General features: G+C 63.4%; 17 protein-coding genes. 13 read left to right on the top strand and 4 right to left on the bottom strand.

The features are described 5' to 3' along the window. Positions 1-13 precede the first annotated feature (13 nt). From G3N95_RS06140 to G3N95_RS06120, 5 genes are all read left to right on the top strand, one after another. A complete protein-coding gene (locus tag G3N95_RS06140) occupies positions 14-1,321 on the top strand; it encodes a UxaA family hydrolase (protein WP_205969116.1) in 1,308 nt (435 codons plus the stop codon). 41 nt (positions 1,322-1,362) lie between these two features. Beyond that, positions 1,363-2,403 (top strand): aldo/keto reductase, encoded by a 1,041-nt coding sequence (locus tag G3N95_RS06135; protein WP_205969357.1) that lies wholly within the window; start codon positions 1,363-1,365, stop codon positions 2,401-2,403. A 15-nt stretch (positions 2,404-2,418) separates the two neighbouring features. After that, positions 2,419-3,249 (top strand): amidohydrolase family protein, encoded by an 831-nt coding sequence (locus tag G3N95_RS06130; RefSeq protein WP_205969115.1) that lies wholly within the window; start codon positions 2,419-2,421, stop codon positions 3,247-3,249. A gap of 86 nt (positions 3,250-3,335) precedes the next feature. Continuing rightward, entirely contained in the window at positions 3,336-4,079 is a 744-nt protein-coding gene (locus G3N95_RS06125; RefSeq protein WP_205969114.1) for an SDR family oxidoreductase, read from the top strand. Between the two features lie 57 nt (positions 4,080-4,136). Then, positions 4,137-4,985: an ureidoglycolate lyase gene (locus G3N95_RS06120; protein ID WP_205969113.1), complete on the top strand. Its 849-nt coding sequence runs from the start codon at positions 4,137-4,139 to the stop codon at positions 4,983-4,985. Positions 4,986-5,811: 826 nt separating this feature from the next. Here the strand turns inward: G3N95_RS06120 and G3N95_RS06115 are convergent. Continuing rightward, positions 5,812-6,243, bottom strand: coding sequence for a PaaI family thioesterase (locus tag G3N95_RS06115; protein WP_205969112.1), 432 nt, complete (start codon positions 6,241-6,243; stop codon positions 5,812-5,814). Positions 6,244-6,484: 241 nt separating this feature from the next. Between G3N95_RS06115 and G3N95_RS06110 the strand changes: the two genes are divergently transcribed. Next, entirely contained in the window at positions 6,485-8,095 is a 1,611-nt protein-coding gene (locus G3N95_RS06110) for a methyl-accepting chemotaxis protein (RefSeq protein ID WP_205969111.1), read from the top strand. 92 nt (positions 8,096-8,187) lie between these two features. Here the strand turns inward: G3N95_RS06110 and G3N95_RS06105 are convergent, their stop codons facing one another. After that, on the bottom strand, positions 8,188-9,285 hold the full coding sequence (locus G3N95_RS06105; RefSeq protein WP_205969110.1) for an AGE family epimerase/isomerase: 1,098 nt from the start codon (positions 9,283-9,285) through the stop codon (positions 8,188-8,190). A gap of 132 nt (positions 9,286-9,417) precedes the next feature. On the opposite strand from G3N95_RS06105, the gene G3N95_RS06100 reads away from it, so the two are divergent. The 6 genes from G3N95_RS06100 to G3N95_RS06075 all read left to right on the top strand — a co-directional run bounded on the left by G3N95_RS06100 (position 9,418) and on the right by G3N95_RS06075 (position 14,457). After that, on the top strand, positions 9,418-10,104 hold the full coding sequence (locus tag G3N95_RS06100; protein WP_205969109.1) for an MgtC/SapB family protein: 687 nt from the start codon (positions 9,418-9,420) through the stop codon (positions 10,102-10,104). A gap of 126 nt (positions 10,105-10,230) precedes the next feature. After that, positions 10,231-11,481 (top strand): hypothetical protein, encoded by a 1,251-nt coding sequence (locus G3N95_RS06095; protein WP_205969108.1) that lies wholly within the window; start codon positions 10,231-10,233, stop codon positions 11,479-11,481. 328 nt (positions 11,482-11,809) lie between these two features. Next, the gene (locus tag G3N95_RS06090; RefSeq protein ID WP_012403599.1) at positions 11,810-11,968 is read left to right on the top strand and encodes a hypothetical protein; all 159 of its coding nucleotides are present in this window, start codon (positions 11,810-11,812) and stop codon (positions 11,966-11,968) included. 447 nt (positions 11,969-12,415) lie between these two features. Next, positions 12,416-12,694, top strand: coding sequence for a hypothetical protein (locus G3N95_RS06085; protein ID WP_205969107.1), 279 nt, complete (start codon positions 12,416-12,418; stop codon positions 12,692-12,694). A gap of 179 nt (positions 12,695-12,873) precedes the next feature. Further along, positions 12,874-13,797 carry a 3-hydroxyacyl-CoA dehydrogenase family protein gene (locus G3N95_RS06080; RefSeq protein WP_205969106.1) on the top strand — a complete coding sequence of 308 codons (924 nt, stop codon included), beginning with the start codon at positions 12,874-12,876 and terminating at the stop codon, positions 13,795-13,797. Between the two features lie 42 nt (positions 13,798-13,839). After that, the gene (locus tag G3N95_RS06075) at positions 13,840-14,457 is read left to right on the top strand and encodes a flavin reductase family protein (protein ID WP_205969356.1); all 618 of its coding nucleotides are present in this window, start codon (positions 13,840-13,842) and stop codon (positions 14,455-14,457) included. A 19-nt stretch (positions 14,458-14,476) separates the two neighbouring features. Here G3N95_RS06075 and phaZ read toward each other — a convergent pair whose 3' ends face one another. Beyond that, positions 14,477-15,859 (bottom strand): polyhydroxyalkanoate depolymerase, encoded by a 1,383-nt coding sequence (gene phaZ, locus G3N95_RS06070; RefSeq protein ID WP_205969105.1) that lies wholly within the window; start codon positions 15,857-15,859, stop codon positions 14,477-14,479. 226 nt (positions 15,860-16,085) lie between these two features. On the opposite strand from phaZ, the gene G3N95_RS06065 reads away from it, so the two are divergent. After that, complete coding sequence (locus tag G3N95_RS06065) at positions 16,086-16,751, top strand: glutathione S-transferase family protein (protein ID WP_205969104.1); 666 nt, start codon at positions 16,086-16,088, stop codon at positions 16,749-16,751. Positions 16,752-16,805: 54 nt separating this feature from the next. On the opposite strand, the gene G3N95_RS06060 is transcribed toward G3N95_RS06065, so the two are convergent. Further along, positions 16,806-18,776: a methyl-accepting chemotaxis protein gene (locus tag G3N95_RS06060; protein WP_205969103.1), complete on the bottom strand. Its 1,971-nt coding sequence runs from the start codon at positions 18,774-18,776 to the stop codon at positions 16,806-16,808. Positions 18,777-18,858 lie beyond the last annotated feature (82 nt).

The raw sequence follows: 18,858 nt of genomic DNA, 5'->3' as shown, positions 1-18,858 counted from the left end.
GGGCGAACAGAACATGACCGACCTTACCTTAGCCAATGGAACGCAGCCGGAGCTGCAAGGCTTTCTGCGCAGCGATGGACGCAAGGGCATTCGCAACGTGGTCGCGGTGGCGTATCTCGTCGAATGCGCGCATCACGTGGCGCGCGAGATCGTTGCGCAGTTTCGCCCGTCGCTCGATGCGTTCGACGATGCCTCCACCGAACGCGAGGCGCCTGTTCATCTGATCGGCTTTCCGGGCTGCTATCCGAACAGTTACGCCGAAAAGATGATGGAGCAGCTGACGACGCATCCGAACGTCGGCGCGGTGCTGTTCGTGTCGCTCGGTTGCGAGAGCATGAACAAGCACTATCTGGTCGATGTCGTGCGAGCGAGCGGCCGCCCCGTGCACGTGCTGACGATTCAAGAGAAGGGCGGCACGCGCAGCACGATTCAATACGGCGTCGACTGGGTGCGTGAAGCGCGCGGCGAACTCGCGAAACAGCAGAAGGTGCCGATGGCGCTGTCCGAACTCGTGATCGGCACGATCTGCGGAGGCTCGGACGGCACGAGCGGCATCACCGCGAATCCGGCAGTGGGCCGCGCATTCGATCATTTCATCGAACACGACGCGACCTGCATTTTCGAAGAGACGGGCGAACTGGTCGGCTGCGAGTTCCATATGAAGAGCCGCGCGGCGCGCGACGATCTCGGCGATGAAATCGTCGCGTGCGTCGCGAAGGCTGCGCGCTATTACACGATACTTGGCCATGGCAGCTTTGCACCCGGCAACGCGGACGGCGGACTGACGACGCAGGAAGAAAAATCGCTGGGCGCGTATGCGAAGAGCGGCGCATCGCCGATCGTCGGCATCGTGAAGCCCGGCGACGTGCCGCCGACGGGCGGCCTGTATCTGCTCGACGTGGTGCCCGACGGCGAACCGCGCTTCGGCTTTCCCAACATCAGCGACAACGCGGAGATTGCCGAACTGATCGCGTGCGGCGCGCATGTGATTTTGTTCACGACGGGACGCGGATCGGTGGTCGGCTCGGCGATTTCGCCCGTCATCAAGGTCTGCGCGAATCCCAACACGTACCGCAATCTGTCGGGCGACATGGATGTCGATGCAGGGCGTATCCTTGAAGGCCGCGCGACGCTCGACGAAGTGGGCCGCGAAGTGTTTGACCTGACGCTCGCCGTCGCGCAAGGCGCGGCGTCGAAATCGGAGTCGCTCGGGCACCAGGAGTTTATCCTTACGTACAAGACGTTCGAGCCGGTCGGGCCCGCGTGCCTGCCTTCGAATGCGGCGCTGCCGCATCGGGTTGTCAGCGTGGCGGCGCAGTGAACGCCGTACTGGGCGCATTGAAGAACAGGGAGAGCGAGACGATGACGGATGCGGCAGGTTCAAACGTGCGCAAGCGGCGCAGCATCGGACAGCGCTCGCTCGAAGTCACGGGCCTCGGTCTCGGCACTGCGCCGCTCGGCGGACTCTACCGCGATCTGTCGGACGAAGAAGCGTTCGGCGCCGTTCAGGCCGCGTGGGACGCGGGCGTGCGTTACTTCGATACTGCGCCGCATTATGGGCACACGAAGGCCGAGCATCGCCTGGGCGATGCGCTGCGGCGCTATCCGCGCAATGAGTTCGTGCTGTCGACCAAGGTCGGCCGCCACTATGTGCCGCGCAAGCATCCGTATGACGGCAGCGAAGGCTGGCAAAACCCGCTGCCCTTCGAAGCAATCTACGACTACACGCACGACGGCATCTTGCGGTCGTTCGAAGACAGCCAGCAGCGCATGGGTATCGTCGAGATCGACATCCTGCTCGTGCATGACATCGGCGTCGCGACGCATGGCGAGCGCAACGCGCACTACTGGCAACAACTGACGCAAGGCGGTGGCTTTCGTGCGCTCGACGATCTGCGCTCGCAAGGCGTGGTGAAGGCAGTGGGTCTCGGCGTGAACGAAGGCGCGGCGATCCTCGATGCAATGCGCGATTTCGACATCGACTGCGCGTTGCTTGCGGGCCGCTATACGCTGCTCGAGCAGGGCACGCTCGACGAACTGCTGCCCGAATGCGAGAAGCGCAAGGTCAGCATTCTGCTGGGTGGTGCGTTCAACTCGGGGATTCTCGCGCGCGGCGTTGAAGGCGATCTGAAGTTCAACTATGGTGAGGCGCCGAAGGAAGTGATCGAACGCGTCGCGCGTCTCGAAGCCGTGTGCAAGGTGCATGGCGTACCGCTTGCCGCTGCGGCGCTGCAGTTTCCATATGCGCATCCCGCTGTCGCCACGGTGCTGACGGGCGCGCGCAATGCAGCCGAACTGCGCGAGAATGTGGCTTCGTTCGACAAGCCCATTCCCGCTGAACTCTGGCAGGCGCTGCACGATAAAAGATTGCTCGATTCGCGCGCACCCGTGCCGAAGGACTAGCGGTTCGATCACATCATGCAAATCGACGCCCACCAGCACTACTGGAACCCCGAGCGTGGCGATTACGGCTGGCTGACGCCGGACCTCGCGGCGCTCTATCGCACGTTCGGTCCTGCCGATCTGGCGCCGCTGCGCGAACGCGCAGGCGTGGCGCGCACGGTCGTCGTGCAGGCCGCGCCGACCGTCGAAGAGACGCGCTATCTTCTCGAACTCGCGAGCAATGAAACGTCGATTGCTGGTGTCGTCGGCTGGGTGCCGATGCTCGATCCCGACGCACCCGCATTGATCGCGGAACTCGCGCACAGGCCGAAATTCAAGGGCGTGCGGCCGATGCTGCAAGACCTGCCCGACGACCACTGGATCGCGAATCCCGCATTGAAGCCCGCTGTCGATGCATTGATCGCCAACGACCTCGCGTTCGATGCGTTGATCTTCACGCGCCACGTCGAAGCGCTCGAAACATTCATCGAGCGCTTTCCGCAGTTGCGTATCGTGATCGATCACGGCGCGAAGCCGCCGATTCGCGACGGCAGCGCGGGCTGGCATGCGTGGGCCGAGGGCATCACGCGGCTCGCGAGGCTGCCGCATGTGCACTGCAAGCTCTCGGGACTCGCGACGGAGGCCGCGCAAGGCTGGACGGAAGCGACGCTGCGTCCTTATGTCGATCATCTGCTTGCGGCATTCGGGCCGAAGCGTCTGATGTGGGGCAGCGACTGGCCCGTGCTGAACCTGAACGGCGACTATCTGCTATGGCATTCGATCGCGACGCTCTTGCTGTCGTCGCTTGCCGATGCCGAGCGCGATGCGATTTTCGGCGGCAATGCGGCGGCGTTCTATCGCCTGTGACGACATCGAGATTTCCACGTTCGCGCCGGTGAGCAGTCGTTGCAATACCCGGTATGACCAAAACGCCAATCCAACGGGAGCGCTAAATGGTACAAAGACTGGCCGGGAAGACGGCCTTGATCACGGCGGCCGGACAGGGCATCGGCCTCGCGACGGCCGAGCTTTTCGCGCGCGAAGGCGCACGCGTCATCGCCACCGACATCCGCATCGACGCGCTCAAGGACAAGCCCGTCGAAGCGCGCACGCTGGATGTGCTGGACGGTGCGGCGATCAAGGCGCTCGCGCAGGAGATCGGCCCGATCGATGTGCTGTTCAATTGCGCGGGCTATGTGCATGCGGGCTCGATTCTCGAAGCGAGCGAAGAGGATTGGGACTTCGCCTTCGATCTGAACGCGAAGGCGATGTACCGGATGATCCGCGCGTTCCTGCCTGCGATGCTGGAGAAGGGCGGCGGGTCGATCATCAACATGTCGTCGGCGGCGTCGAGCGTGAAGGGCGTGCCGAACCGCTTCGTGTATGGTGCGTCGAAAGCCGCTGTCATCGGCTTGACCAAGGCCGTCGCTGCGGACTTCGTGACACGCGGCGTGCGCTGTAACGCGATCTGTCCGGGCACGGTACACTCGCCTTCGCTCGAACAGCGCATTGCGGAACAGGCGAAATCGCAGGGCTCGACGGTCGATGCGGTGCATGCCGCGTTCGTCGCGCGTCAGCCGATGGGCCGTGTCGGCAAGCCGGAGGAGATCGCGGCGCTGGCGTTGTATCTGGCGTCGGACGAGTCGGCGTTCACGACGGGCCAGGCGCATGTGATCGACGGCGGCTGGTCGAACTGAGCGCGCGGCATCGACATTCATGAACCACGGAATCACTGAACAGAGGAAACTGCAGCGATGAAACTGCTTCGTTATGGACCGAAGGGCCAGGAAAAGCCGGGCTTGCTGGATGCGCAAGGCAAGATTCGCGATCTGTCGAACGTGGTCGCCGACATCGACGGCAGCGTGTTGACGGACGGGGCGCTCGCGAAGCTGCGCGCGATCGATCCGGCCTCGCTGCCGGTGGTCGAAGGCAATCCGCGCATCGGGCCGTGCGTCGGCAAGATCGGCAAGTTCGTGTGTATCGGCCTGAACTACGCGGACCATGCGGCCGAATCGAATCTGCCCGTGCCGACTGAGCCTGTCGTTTTCAACAAGTGGACGAGCGCGATCGTCGGTCCGAACGACGGCATCGAGATTCCGCGCGGCTCGAAGAAGACGGACTGGGAAGTCGAACTGGGCGTCGTGATCGGCAAGGAAGCGAAGTATGTCGACGAAGCGAATGCACTCGATTACGTCGCGGGCTATTGCGTGATCAACGACGTATCGGAGCGCGAATGGCAGATCGAGCGTGCGGGTCAATGGGACAAGGGCAAGGGCTTCGATACGTTTGGCCCGATCGGTCCGTGGGTTGTTACGCGGGATGAGGTGCCCGATCCGCAGAATTTGAAGCTTTGGCTCGAGGTGGATGGGCATCGTTATCAGAATGGCAGCACGAAGACGATGGTGTTTGGTGTTGCCAAGCTGGTTTCTTATCTGTCGCAGTGTATGAGCCTGCAGCCGGGTGATGTGATTTCGACCGGCACGCCGCCGGGGGTGGGGATGGGGGTTAAGCCCGAGCCCGTGTATTTGAAGGCCGGGCAGACTGTACGGCTCGGAATTGAAGGGCTTGGTGAGCAAGCCCAGAAGACTTATTCGGCCGAGTAAGGTTTTTTTGTCTGCGACGCAGTCGCTATTTTGGGGTTTCTGGTTTTTTTAATCGCTGGCATCCGCGTTGTGGCTCTGGTTTGCTGGCGTTGCCCCTGTGCGGGGCGGCACCTACTTTTCTTTGCCGCGGCAAAGAAAAGTAGGCAAAAGAAAGCCGCTCACACCGCTAACTCTTGTGCTTGCCTGCGGGCCCCCAACCGTTCTTACGCTTCACGCGGCAACGCCTTTGTTTGCGCCCGTTGCCAGCGCCTCGAACAGGCGCATCACCCGCTCCAGTCACCCGCAGGCAGCCAGCGGCAGCGACTCGTCTACGCCGCCCAGGTGGCAAACCGTGTGTAGCTTGTCGCACCTTACGCGTTCGCGCTTCTACGACGCCGATCCCGCTTTTCGGTCCGGAGTGGTGCACTTTCGTCGCGATGGCCTGCACACAGTTTGCCACCTGGGCGGCCGTGGACGTCTGGTAACGCAGTCCGTGACGCGGGAGTGTGAAGCGGGGGATGCGTGAGTTAGCACGCTGGCAACGGGCGCGAACAAGCGCGTTGCCACGTGGAGCGTAAGAACTGTTGGGGGCCCGCAGGCAAGAACAAGGATTGGCGGTGTGAGCCCGCTTTCTTTGCTTACTTTCTTTGCGGCGGCAAAGAAAGTGAGTGCCGCCCCGCACAGGGGCAACGCCAGCAATCCAGAGCCACAACGCGGATGCCAGCGATTAAAAAAACCAGAAACCCCAAAATGGCGACTGCGTCGCAGACAAAAACGAACACCCCCAAGAATGGCGACTGCGTCGCAGACAAAAAACGATGGCGACTGCGTCGCAGACAAAAAACGGTCACCCAGCACCGTCCTCCACCCCATCGCCGATACGATTAATCGTCCCCTGCGCAACGGCGACAAGCCGTTCCCTATCCCCGTCAGTGACGAAAACATTACACTGACACGTCGCCTGCTGGCGACCGACATACACCACCTCCGCCCGCGCCATCAGCACGCCCGTCACGGCCGGCCGCAGATAGTTGATCTTGTACTCCCCCGTCACCACCCGCGGCCCCAGCGCCAGCGCGCCCGCAAAAGTCAGCGCATTGTCGGCGAGATAGCTGATCACCCCGCCATGCACAAAACCATGCTGTTGCCGCAACTCGTCACGAATCGGCAGGCACAGCGTCAGTTCGTTCGCGCCAACATACATCAGCTCGGTGCCGAGGAGCACGCTGAACGGCTGGGCGTGCAGTGCGCCGCGCGCCCGGTCGAGTAGATCTGTCATCGTCGTTCCTTCGGGCAAAGCCCGCATGGCGATGTCCCAACTCTAGGAAGCGCAATCGCAGCGCGTCAAGGTAATTCGAAAAATTGCGCGTTAATTATTGTGAAAAACGATGCAATCACCCCGCGTAAGCCGCCGAAACGCTTACACGCAGGAATTTTCTCGTTCGACGCTCAAGCCGTCGCATGGCACTGCCGTAAACCCGGGTGCATTCCCGTCCTTCTTCAGCAATTCAGGTGTCTCGATGTTCAGCAAGATCAAAGTCGCTTCCGGCTTGTTATGCGTTCTGGCCGCGTTCTGCATTTTTCAGTTGGTGACGGAGGGGCTCGGTTTCTGGTCGATGACCCGCACGCACGACGACGTCAAGGATCTCGCGAACGTCGCGCTGCATCAGGTGAATGCCGTCAACGTGACGACGCAGAATCTGATGGACGCGCGTATCAACCTCTCGCGCGCCGGTACGCGGATGGTGCGCGGCGGCGCAGAGCCGACCGAGATGGTCCAGCACGCGCGCGAGCAGCTCGCCGCCGCAGACCGTTCGTTCACGGCCTTCATGAACGCCCCCAAACTCAACGACGACAACAGCGCGCGCGCTTCCGCGCTCAACGAGAAGTACCAGAAGATTCACACCGCGCTCGGCGAACTGGCGCAATACCTCGACGCCGGCAACATCCAGGCGTTCCTCGATCAGCCGACTCAAGGCATGCAGGACGCGTATCTGACCGAGTTGCACAACTTCACGGAATTCGGCGATGCAACGGGCCGTGCGTCGCTCGATTCGATCGACGATCATCAGACGCTGTTCCGCACGGTGGGCATCGTGATCATTGCGCTGCTGCTGGCGGGCACGGCGGGCGTGTACGTCGCGCTGAGGCGCGGCGTCGTCGGTCCGCTGGAAGAAGCGGGCCGCCATTTCGAGCGCATCGCGCAAGGGCGCCTGAACCAGCCGATCGAAGAGCGCGGTACGAATGAAATCGGCCGTCTGTTCTCCGGTCTTGCAGTGATGCAGGCGAGCGTCGCACGCACCGTCAAAACCGTGCGCGAATCGGCCGATTCGATCTATATCGGCGCCGACGAAATCGCCACGGGCAACGCCGATCTGTCGGCACGCACCGAGAATCAGGCTGCGTCGCTCGAAGAAACGGCATCGAGCATGGAAGAACTGACGGCGACCGTACGCCAGAACGCCGACCACGCACGCGAAGCGAACGCACTGGCCGAGACGGCCCTCGATGCGACGTCGCACGGCAGCAACGTCGTCAACCAGGTCGTCTCGAAGATGCAGGGCATCGCGCAGAGTTCCGACCGCATCGCCGAGATCATCACCGTGATCGACGGCATTGCGTTCCAGACCAACATTCTCGCGTTGAACGCGGCCGTCGAAGCGGCGCGCGCGGGCGAGCAGGGACGCGGCTTTGCCGTCGTCGCGGGCGAAGTGCGCGGCCTCGCGCAGCGCAGCGCGCAGTCGGCGAAGGAAATCAAGGAACTGATCAGCGAATCGGTCGCGGAAATTCAGGGCGGCTCGGTGCTGGTCGAGCGCGCAGGCGAAGCGATGCGCAACGTATCGGATTCGATCTCGCGCGTCACGCAGATGATGGCGGAGATCAGCGCATCGTCGCTCGAGCAGAGCACGGGCATCGAGCAGGTCAACCAGGCGGTGGTGCAGATGGACGAGATGACGCAGCAGAACGCGGCGCTCGTCGAAGAAGCGGCGGCGGCGGCGTCTTCGCTGCATCAGCAGACGCGCCAGTTGAAGGACGCCGTGTCGTCGTTCGAGATTTCGGATGTCGTGTTGAATTCGCATCGCGCGCGCGCCGCGCTTCAGCCTGTGATGGGCGCAGCGCTAACGGTCTGATCCGCCGCGTCGCGTACCCAACGCACATGAAAAAGCCCGCGAAGCGACATGCTTCGCGGGCTTTTGTCTTTCTGCGTGCCCGGTGCTTTCGATCAGGCCTCAGGCAACGCGGCGTATGCGGTCGCGAGGTGATACGGCGTCGTCGACGGCATGTCTTCGCGCGCGACTTCACCCGTTTGCGTCTTGCATTCGATCCAGCCTTGCGCGTTCAGGAAGCGCGTCTGGAATCGCCCTATCTGCTGCGGCAGTACCGCACGCACGGCAACGTCGTCGTGCACGGCGAGCGCGCGCAGATACTCCGTCTGCGCCCAGATGCGCTGCGTCGAATCCTTGATGCCGCCCGCTTCGTCGAGCGCCGCGTGCACGCCGCCCGTCGGCGCATCGATGCCGCGTTCATGCGCAAACATGAAGGCGCGCGCGAGCGCTTCGCGCAGACCTGATCCTTTGAACACGTCGCCTGCCTGCTGTACGAGCCAGAACCATTCGAACTGATGGCCCGGTTCGAGCCGGTTGTCCGCGCTGCCCACGGGCAGTTCCGCGATGCAGCCCGTCGGCTGATGCACGAAAGCGCGCGCAATCGCGTTGCCGAGTTTCGCGAGCGCCGTATCGAAAGCTGCGTCTCCCGTGGCTGCGCGCGCCGCGAGCCATGCCTCCGTCAGATGCATCAGCGGGTTTTGCAACGGGATACCTTCCGTCGCCGAAAAGTCGCAGGCGAGGGCGGCGTGCAGCAAGCCGTCGTCGGCGGCGAAGCGGTCTTCGATCAGCGACGACGCCTGATGCACGATGTCCAGCGCATCGCGATTGCCCGAGCGCGCGCCGTATTCGGCGCATGCAAACACAACGAACGCGTGCGTGTAGAGGTCTTTGGTGGTGTCGAGCGGCACGCCGTGTGCGTCTACGCTGTAGAACCAGCCGCCCTGTTTGCTGTCCCGAAACAGGTTCAAAGATTCGAACAGGCGCTGCGCATGCTGCATCTCGCCTGCGAGCGCGAAGACGAACATCTGCCGTGCGCACGCCATCGCGCGATAGCGTGCGACGGGCAGCGGCGTGCGGCCGTCGGCGGCGACCGCTTCGTAAGGCAGCCCGAGCGCCGCATTGAACCCCGGCCCGCGCCAGATCGGCAGGATGACGCGCGCGAAGTGGTCGCGCAGCGCGGCTGCAAGTTCAGGCGTGGCGGCGGTTGCGTTCATGGTGCGGAAGGCGAAATAAGGATGGTTGGCGTACGCGCCGGGCTTTCAGCATAAGGCAAACGGTACGCGCCGGGCATTGTGGCCGAGGCGCCGTAAGGCAAAGTCAAACGGCAACATCACAGGGAGAGCGATTTGATCACCAATATGGAACTCATTTCCCGGCTCGTGCTCGCGGCGGTGCTCGGCAGCGTAATCGGCTTCGAGCGCGAGCGGCTTTCATGGGCCGCGGGGTTGCGCACGCATATGCTCGTGTGCGTCGGCTCGGCGCTGATCATGATCGTGTCGGCATTCGGCTTTGCGGATGTGCTCGGCAACGATCACGTCGTGCTCGATCCGTCGCGGGTCGCCGCGCAGGTCGTGTCCGGCATCGGCTTTCTCGGAGCCGGTTCGATCCTGCTGCGCGGCGAGATCATCCGCGGGCTGACGACAGCCGCGAGCCTCTGGTCCGTCGCCGCGGTCGGGCTGGCTGTTGGCGGCGGATTGTACACGGCGTCGATCGCCGCGACGATCATCGTGTTGATAATCCTGGCCGGGATCAAACCGATCGAAAAGCGCTTCATCACGGTCAAGCAGCGCCGCCAGCTGATTCTGTTGGTCGAGCGCGGCTCGATGACCTTCCATTCGCTGCATGAGGCGCTCGGTCCGGCAAGCCCGCGCGTCAAGCAGTTCGTGATGCAACAGAGCGACGACGATCCGCAGATCGACGAAGTGATGATCACGCTGAATCGCGTGTCATCTTTGGAATTCAAGGCGATTTGCGAGCAGTTGCGCGCGCTGCCGGGCGTGAAGGATTTTCGGGACAATGGGGAGCCGGCGTGAAAAGGCCGTCCGGCGCGTTTCTGTGTCCCTCTTTGCATGCGACAATGCGGGCTCCAGAAAAACACCGCTGGCAGTGATGACGGGCGCCCCGAAAGGCGACGAACGCTGCGTTCCCGCTTTTCCTACATGGCCGATTCCGCAGAATCCACGATTGCCCGTCCGGCGCGCGCCCGTTCGCAGAAGCCGCGCGCATCGACTGTCTCACCCGAAACCGAAAACAAGCTGGCGCGCGCCGCCCGCTCGGCACAACGCCTCGCGCAGCTGAGCGACGCCGCGCACGACGGCGGCACGCTCGACCTTTTCCCCGACGACATCGCTCGCGCCGAGCAGCAGGCGCTGAACATCGACGTGCGGCAAGGCACGCTGCAAGGCTTTGAATTACCCGATGTCGTGCTGGCGGCCGCCGGTGCGCCGGATGGCGTCGGTTTTGCAGCGGGTGCGACGGAAGGCAAGGGTGGGCGTGCGGCGCGCGGGGCGGCGGCATCGAAAGATCTGCCGGCAGCTGCCGATCCGCACGACGGGCAGATGGTCATCGACACGGAAGCCGGTGCGCCCGAGCCGGCTGTCGTCGTGACGGACGGCGCTGAAGAGGTGGCGCTGGCTGTTTCTGTCGATAGCGAACCTGCCGCGAAACCGGATGCACCGATGCAAGCTGCGTCGCTGGCGGCCGCAAGCGTCGTCCGCAGCTTCGCGGCTTTGCGCACGGTGCCGCCGTCGACTGATGCCGCTGACGGCCGAAGCGCGAACCTGCCCGCAGCGGGCGACGTGCAGGAGCGTCCTGCGCCCGCTTTTGCCAAACCCACGACGTCTGTGATTGAGGCTGACGCGCCCGATAGTAATTCATCCGATACGCCCGCGCCGGAAGCCACCACGGCGGCGGCTGCAGTCGCGCAACCCGCGCGCGCCGCCTCGCAGTTCGCGCCGCAGCCCCAACCACATGCGCCGCGCGCGACGCTCGAACTCGACCATGCCCGCGCGACCGCGTTCGCCGACACCGTCGATGCGCTCTACGGCGTGATCGCCGATCAGCGGCGTGCCGCCGTCGACCATACGCGGCGCATGAAATGGTTGCTGTCGATCGTCGTGTGCGCGCTGCTGATGTCGATTGCGATCGGTATCGCGCAGACGATGTTGCTGTTCCGCCTCGCGCATCAGTCGACCGCGCACGAGCAGCGCATCGAACAGATGTTGCTGAACCAGCAGGCCACGCTGGCGACGCTGCTGGACACCGATTCCTCGACGACGAGTCTTCCCGTCAGCGCTCAGCCTTCGACGCCTGCCGCTCCGGCACCGGCTGCGCCCGCGGCCAAGCCAGCCGCAGCGCACGTCGCCTCCCCGCATCACGCTCAACGGCGCAAGTCAGCGCACACTCACTAAGGTCTCTCGACGCCCAGCCGCACGTTCATGCGGCTGGATCTGGATATTCCCTTCTTGGCGGCACCTAAAAAGCAACTAACTGTCTGATTTTCACACGTCATGACGACATAGAGCGGGCCGTTGCATTCACACATCAGCCGTCTCTAAAACAGGGGCAGGGCTGGAAGGTGCATGGAGTGGTGATGTTGCGATGCAATATGAATGAATCGACGTTGCGACGAACGACCACGCAAAAAATTTGCTGCATTGCACTAGCGCAAATCTAGGGAAAACCCTATACTTCTTCTTAAGGGAAAACCCTGAATCACCAAACCAACCGGGAGTCGCCATGAACTATCTTTTCGCGCTGTTCCAAAAGGTTAGCGACCTCTTCGCGTCGCCTCACTTGCCTCTGGATTCGGATTATTCGTACGAAGCACGTCATCGCGAAGCGGAGCGTGTTCGCAAGTCGCAATCAACCTTGTTTGGTATCCGTCTGACCGACTAATCGGTAAGACGTCCAACAAAAAGACGTTGTACTGCGCATCTCGCCGCCATCCAGAAGCGGCGAAGCTGATAAGCCCGGCATTGCCGGGCTTTTGTTTTTTCCGCTGCGTCCAATGGGCGGCGGGGCCGAAGGTCGGCGCACGGCGTTGCGGGCGTCGTCATAATCCGCCGCGCATTATTTCGCGACCGAAATGAATGTAACACCGGCTTTAACGGAAAGGAGCCGCAGCAGGAAGGCCCCGTGCGCGGGGCCTTCTGAAAACACGGCAAATCCCCGCCCGAACCGTCACTTGACGTCTGACGATTTGTGAAATGTGCGCTTACAAGTCCTCACGTCTATGAAAGTTCTGCGCCGCTAAAGTGGGTCTCAAGCGAACGGCGCAAATCTCAAAACCGTCCTGGTCGATCCAGCCGTCGCTCGCAACGAAACTCGAAAGGGAGAATAGCCATGAATGCCTTCAAGAAGACTTCGCGTTCGATCGTCGCCGCCCTGATCGCCGGTGGCGCTCTGCTCGGCGCCGGTAGCGCCTTCGCGCAGCACGCACCCGTTTATGCACAGCCGCACATGATGCCCGCCGGCGTGCATGCCGATATCGGCTGGCACGGCGACCGTTACTGGGACGGCCACCGCTACTGGGCACACGACGACTGGATGCGCCATCACCCGCACGACCGCGATCCGCACCACGACGAGGGCCACCGTCCGCCGCCGCCGCGTTACTACTAATTCGCCGACGGCACCCATCGCGTCATCTGATGTGACGCCGCGAGGATGAACCAGGGCCGGCCGCTCGCAAGAGCGTGCCGGCCTTGTCATGTCTGGCGTCGGGAAAATCTGTGCTGCGCTATGCTTTCGAGTTTCGATCGACAGGATCGGCAACACAGCAACAGCCGGGGGAAACAGGTTTGAGCAAGCCAGTCGTAGGCGTGGTGGGAACGGGATTGATGGGCGTCGGCATTGCGACGCAAAGCGCGTTGCACGGACACCGGACGATCGTCAACGACGTCGATCCCGCGCGACTCGAAAGCGTCGTGCCGAAAGCGCAGGCTGTGCTCGACGAACTCATCGACGCAGGCCGCATCGATGGACAAGCCAAACAGGCCGCGCTCGCGCGCATCGAAACGAGCGCCACGCTCGATGCAATGGCCGACGCGCACGTCGTGATCGAAGCGATTCCCGAAGTGCTCGACCTCAAGCATCGCCTGTATGCGAAGCTGAACGGCGTGCTGCGCGACGACGCGATTCTCGCGAGCAACACGAGCGGCTTTCCGCCTGACCAACTCTCCGTGCCGCTGCACGCGCCCGAGCGCTTTCTGATCGCGCACTTCTGGAATCCGCCGCATATGATTCCGCTCGTCGAAGTCGTGCCGGGCAGCGCCACGTCCGCAGACGCGATTGATTCGACCGTCGCGCTGATGCACGCGATCGGCATGGAGCCGGTGGTGCTGACGAAAGCGATACCGGGCTTCGTCGGCAATCGCCTGCAGTTCGCGGTGCTGCGCGAAGCGCTGAACATCGTGCGTTCGGGTGCGGCGACGCCCGATGTCGTCGATCGTGTGATGAAGTCGTCGCTCGGCAAGCGATGGGGTATCGTCGGTCCGTTCGAAGGCGCCGATATGGGCGGCCTCGATACGTTCGTCGATATCGGCAGCCACCTGATGCCCGCGCTCGCGAAGGACGAAGACGTGCTCGATCTGCTGCGCGAGCAGGTGCAGGCGGGCCGTGTCGGTGTGCGCAGCGGCGCGGGCTTTTACGATTGGGACGACACGCAGACCGCGAAGGTCAAGGCAGGGCGCAAGCGCGTGATCCAGTCGAACGGAAACAACTGAGCGGCGCCGCCGCACATCGTGAACCACAACCAGGGCGACACCATGTCGGACGACGTCTATTTCTACGATCCCGCCGCAGGCCACGGCCTGCCCCACGACCCGTTCAAGGCGATCGTCGCGCCGCGCCTGATCGGCTGGGTCTCGACGCGCTCGGCGAGCGGCCGGCTGAATCTCGCGCCGTACAGCTTCTTCGGCGCATTCGCCACGTTCCCGTCGATCATCGGTTTCGCCAGCGAAGGCCGCAAGGACAGTATCCGCAACATCGAAGAGACGCGCGAGTTCGTCTGGAATCTCGCGACACGCCCGCTCGCCGAACAGATGAACCGTACGTCCGCGCCCGTCGCGCCGGACGTCGACGAGTTCGCGTTGTCGGGCCTCACGCCCGTCGCGGGACGCAATGTCGAAGTACCGCATGTCGGCGAATCGCCGGCTGCGCTCGAATGCAAGCTGCTGCAGATCGTGCAGCTGCATGACCTGAACGGCACGCCGATGGACAACTGGCTCGCGCTCGGTCAGGTGGTCGGCGTGCATATCCAGAAGGCGTATCTGAAGGACGGCCTGTTCGACACGCACGCCGCGCAGCCGATCATGCGCGCGGGCTATCGCGCCGACTACGCGCAGATCGGCGAGATGTTCCAGATGATTCGTCCGACGTCCTGACTATCGTTCGCGTCGGCGCTCATTCCGTGGCGGCTTCGTCGGACGACAGATCGACGTCGGCGGCTTCCGTGGCGGCGGGTGTCGTGCCCGCCGGCGCAGCCGAACTCGATGCAGCCGCAGGCGCCAGCGTCAGCGAACTCTGCATGCCGCGCGCGCCCACCGGCACGGCGCGCGGCTCGTTGTCGTGAATCACGGCGCGAATGCGCGGATAGATCTGCCGCTCCCAACGCTGCCCATTGAACACGCCATAGTGGCCGACGCCCGTCTGCACATGATGCGTCTTCAGATACGGCCGAAGCTTCTCGCACAGATCCTGCGCGGCAAGCGTCTGCCCCACGGCGCAAATATCGTCGCGCTCGCCTTCCACGGTGAATAGCGCGGTGCGCCTTATCTTCGACGGCTCGACGCGCCGCCCTCTCACCTCCAGTTCATGCAGCGGCAGGGCGTGCCGCTGAAAAACGGTATCGACGGTTTCGAGGTAAAAGTCCGCCGTCAGATCCATCGTCGCGAAGTATTCTTCATAGAAGACACGAATGGCCTCGGCTTTTTCCGGGTCGCCTTTCGAACACTCGTGATACATCGTTTCGAACGACTCGAGATGCCGGTCCAGATTCATCGACATGAACGCGTTCAACTGCACGAAGCCCGGATAGACGCGCCGGAACGCGCCCCGAAAGCCGAACGGCACGGCGCTGATCAGATTCTGCTCGAACCACTCGATCGGCTTGCTCTTCGCAAGCTCGTTCACACGCGTCGGGTTCACGCGCGTATCGATGGGGCCAGCCATCAAGGTCATGCTGGCGGGCTGCGCGGGATGATCGTCGGCAGCCATCAGCGCGACGGCGGCGAGCGCGGCGACGGTCGGCTGGCAGACGGCGAGCAGATGCGTGCCCTGGCCGATCGTTTCGGTGAAGTCGATCACGTGCTGCACGAACTCGTCGAAGCCGAAGCGTCCCGCCGACAGCGGCACGTCGCGCGGGTTGTGCCAGTCGGTGATGTACACGTCGTGCTCGGTGAGCATCGTGCGGACGGTGCCGCGCAGCAGCGTCGCGAAGTGGCCGGACATCGGCGCGATCACGAGCACGCGCGGCTGCGGCACGTCGAACGAAGCATGTTTGCGGAAATGCAGCAGCGAACAGAAGGGCGTCGACTGCACGACCTCTTCGAACACGTCGACCGGTTGTCCTTCGACATCGACGGTGCGAATGCCGAACGGCGGACGCGTATGCGTGAGGCCAGCCAGCGTCAGCAGATCGGCCGATGCACGCAGCGTGCGGCCGGATGGCGTGGCCGCGTACTCGGGCCACGCGTCGAGCGCGCCGCGGACCAGCGACGCGCCGTGACGCAGCGGCAGCATGAGATTGGCGAACGCCTGGTACGCCGGATAAGCGAGCGGATTCATGGCTTTCGCACACAAGATTAGAATCAGGCGCGATAAGAGGCAAGTCATATGCCAATAGCGTCGCAGACAGCGTCGACGGAATGACGTGCCGTACCCATACGTTGGCATAGCCCTTGCGCCTCACTGCGCAAGGTGCCAGTCATGCCGCTAATTGGTGCGTCGATGCACGGCATCGTGCATCGCGGGCGGCGAAGCGCGGCGCGATGATCCTTCAAGGAGCGAAGCAATGGCGAACACGTCGGCTACCAGCACGTTGACCATCAGCAGCCGCAACTATTCTTCGTGGTCGCTGCGCGGCTGGCTGCTCGCGAAGTTCAGCGGCTTGCCTTTCGAAGAAATCGTGATGCCCGTCGACGATCCCGCCGCGCGTGCCGAACTGCTGCTGCTGTCGCCGTCGATACTCGTGCCGTGTCTCGTGCACGACGGCGTCAAGGTGTGGGACACGCTCGCGATCGCCGAATATCTGAATGAAGTGCGTCCGGAAGCCGGTCTTCTGCCGAAGGACCGCAAGGCGCGCGCGCACTGCCGCGCGATCTGCGGCGAAATGCATTCGGGCTTCAGTTCGTTGCGCTCGGCGCTGCCGATGAACCTGAAGGCGCATTTTCCAGGCTTCAAGGTGTGGGCGCGCGCGCAGTCCGATATCGAACGTATCGTGACGATCTGGCGCGAATGTCTGGAGCAATACGGCGGGCCGTATCTGTTCGGCGAGCGAAGCGCCGCGGACGCGATGTACGCGCCCGTGGTCACGCGCTTCGTCACGTATGACGTGCAACTCGATCCCGATATCGTCGCGTATGGGGAGCGCATTCTCGCGCTGCCCGAAATGCAACAGTGGATCGCCGAAGCACAGAAGGAAGTCGATGAAATCGACGAACTCGACGTCGAGTTCTAGCGTTCGAGCGTTTTAGACGCGGCGCACGGGGCGCCGCGTTGCTGCCGTACCGATTTATTTGCGCCCGCTCAGCTTGAACACCGAGACGACTTCCGCGAGCTTGTCGGCTTGCGCGCTCAGGTCGGCGGCGGCCTGTTCGGCATCGCTGACGAGCGCCGCGTTCTGCTGCGTCACTTCGCCGATCTGCGTGACGGCCGTGTTCACCTGCTCGATGCCGCTCGACTGCTCCTTCGAAGCGACGCTGATTTCGCCGATGATCGTCTGCACCTGGCCGACGCGCTCGACGATCGAGCGCATCGTCGTGCTCGCTTCCTCGGCGATGCGGAAGCCGCTCGACACCGTCGCCGTCGATTCGGTAATGACCGCTTCGATTTCCTTCGCCGCCGCCGCGCTGCGCTGCGCGAGCGCGCGCACTTCCGACGCGACCACCGCGAAGCCCTTGCCGTGCTCGCCCGCGCGCGCCGCTTCGACGGCTGCGTTCAACGCGAGAATGTTGGTCTGGAACGCGATGCCTTCGATCACGGTCGTGATGTCCGCGATCTTCTTCGACGACTGGCTGATCTCGCCCATCGTCGTGACGACGCGTTCGACCGCGCGGCCGCCGTCGAGCGCCGCTTCCGATGCGCTCGTCACCAGCGTGTTCGCCTGCGCCGCGTGACCGGCGTTCTGCTGCACCGTCGACGTGATTTCCTGCATGCTCGCCGCCGTTTCTTCGAGGCTCGCGGCCTGCGTGCCGATACGCGACGCGATCTCTTCACTGCTCGCTGCGATCTTCGCCGTGCCGTCCGTCATATCGGACGAGGCGGTGCGCACCTGCGTGACGATGCGCGCCAGACCTTCGCCGATGCCGTCGATGGCCTGCATCAGACGGCCGATTTCATCGGCGCGCCGGTCGTGACTCGCCGACACGCGCACGCTCAGGTCGCCCGACGCGAAACGCTCCGACGCCTTCGCCGCTTCGTCGAGCGGGCGCGACACGAGGCGGCGCACGGCGATCAGGAACACGACAGCAAACACGCCGACCAGCACGAAGCCGATCAGCATGAAGCGGTTGCGCGTCGAGACCACGTCGGCCATCACTTCGTCGCGCTTCGCGACGCCGCCGACCAGCCAGCTCCACTCCGGCACCGTGACGAACGACACGAATTTGTCCTGCGCGCCCGTTTCGCCGAGCGTCGCGTCCGCGCTCTTGTATTCGATCTGGCCTTCTTTCTCGTCGAGCATGCGCTTGTAGGGCGCCGCGTTCTCGTCGCCGACCTGGCCCGCTGCCGCCGGATGCACGAGCAGCTTGCCGCGATCCGCGCCATTCGACGCATTCATCACGAAGTAGTAGCCCGTGTCGCCGATCTTCAGCTGACGGATGCCGTCTTCGACCGACTTGATCTGCGTGTCCACGTCGACGCCGACGAACAGCGCGCCGATCACCTTGCCGCTCGCATCGTTGATCGGTTTGTACTGCGTGATGTAGCGCTTGCCGAACAGTGTCGCGAGACCCGTGTAGGTCTTGTTCGCCGCGACCGGGCCGTAAGCCGGGCCCTTGCGGTCGAGCAGCGTGCCGATCGCGCGCGAGCCGTCCTGCTTTTTGAGCGAGGTCGTCACGCGCACGAAATCGTCGCCTGTGCGGGCGAAAATCGTCGCGATTGCGCCGCTTTGCGTGAGGAACTGGTCGGGAATCGAGAAGTCGTTGTCCAGCACCTTGTCGCCCGCCTTGAAGACGGGCGCCTGGGTGCCGCTGACGTCGATTTTCTGCGACTCGTCGAGCGAGTAGTTCGGCGGCAGGAAGCTCGCGAAGAGCGTCATCGAGCGGCCGACTTCGGCGGTGAGCGCCTTGTCGAACAACGAGATCATCGCCGCGATCGAGCGATCTTTCTCGGTCATGCGCGACAGCACCTGGTCGCTGATCTGTGTGCCGGCGGTGCGGGTCACCGCAAATGTGAACGCCGCGAAAATGGCGGCGACCAGCGCGCACGACAGCATGGCGAGCCTGGCGCCCACGCTGGCGCGGCGCAATGAAAGGATATCCATGTGTGGTTTTGCAGATAATGGGATGAGAGCTGCCCCCAGTGCGTCGAGCGACGTGTAGAGACAGGCTGAAACCTATTTACGG

It is taken from the genome of Paraburkholderia sp. Tr-20389, assembly GCF_017104565.1.
GTDB lineage: Bacteria > Pseudomonadota > Gammaproteobacteria > Burkholderiales > Burkholderiaceae > Paraburkholderia.
This window is presented reverse-complemented; position numbering and strand designations above follow the sequence as displayed.

What these genes read in the sequence shown, in the direction of transcription:
- G3N95_RS06140 (WP_205969116.1), top strand. Translation starts at nt 14, where the DNA reads ATGACCGACCTTACCTTAGCCAATGGAACGCAGCCGGAGCTGCAAGGC.
- G3N95_RS06135 (WP_205969357.1), top strand. Translation starts at nt 1,363, where the DNA reads ATGACGGATGCGGCAGGTTCAAACGTGCGCAAGCGGCGCAGCATCGGA.
- G3N95_RS06130 (WP_205969115.1), top strand. Translation starts at nt 2,419, where the DNA reads ATGCAAATCGACGCCCACCAGCACTACTGGAACCCCGAGCGTGGCGAT.
- G3N95_RS06125 (WP_205969114.1), top strand. Translation starts at nt 3,336, where the DNA reads ATGGTACAAAGACTGGCCGGGAAGACGGCCTTGATCACGGCGGCCGGA.
- G3N95_RS06120 (WP_205969113.1), top strand. Translation starts at nt 4,137, where the DNA reads ATGAAACTGCTTCGTTATGGACCGAAGGGCCAGGAAAAGCCGGGCTTG.
- G3N95_RS06115 (WP_205969112.1), bottom strand. Translation starts at nt 6,243, where the DNA reads ATGACAGATCTACTCGACCGGGCGCGCGGCGCACTGCACGCCCAGCCG.
- G3N95_RS06110 (WP_205969111.1), top strand. Translation starts at nt 6,485, where the DNA reads ATGTTCAGCAAGATCAAAGTCGCTTCCGGCTTGTTATGCGTTCTGGCC.
- G3N95_RS06105 (WP_205969110.1), bottom strand. Translation starts at nt 9,285, where the DNA reads ATGAACGCAACCGCCGCCACGCCTGAACTTGCAGCCGCGCTGCGCGAC.
- G3N95_RS06095 (WP_205969108.1), top strand. Translation starts at nt 10,231, where the DNA reads ATGGCCGATTCCGCAGAATCCACGATTGCCCGTCCGGCGCGCGCCCGT.
- G3N95_RS06090 (WP_012403599.1), top strand. Translation starts at nt 11,810, where the DNA reads ATGAACTATCTTTTCGCGCTGTTCCAAAAGGTTAGCGACCTCTTCGCG.
- G3N95_RS06085 (WP_205969107.1), top strand. Translation starts at nt 12,416, where the DNA reads ATGAATGCCTTCAAGAAGACTTCGCGTTCGATCGTCGCCGCCCTGATC.
- G3N95_RS06075 (WP_205969356.1), top strand. Translation starts at nt 13,840, where the DNA reads ATGTCGGACGACGTCTATTTCTACGATCCCGCCGCAGGCCACGGCCTG.
- phaZ (WP_205969105.1), bottom strand. Translation starts at nt 15,859, where the DNA reads ATGAATCCGCTCGCTTATCCGGCGTACCAGGCGTTCGCCAATCTCATG.
- G3N95_RS06065 (WP_205969104.1), top strand. Translation starts at nt 16,086, where the DNA reads ATGGCGAACACGTCGGCTACCAGCACGTTGACCATCAGCAGCCGCAAC.
- G3N95_RS06060 (WP_205969103.1), bottom strand. Translation starts at nt 18,776, where the DNA reads ATGGATATCCTTTCATTGCGCCGCGCCAGCGTGGGCGCCAGGCTCGCC.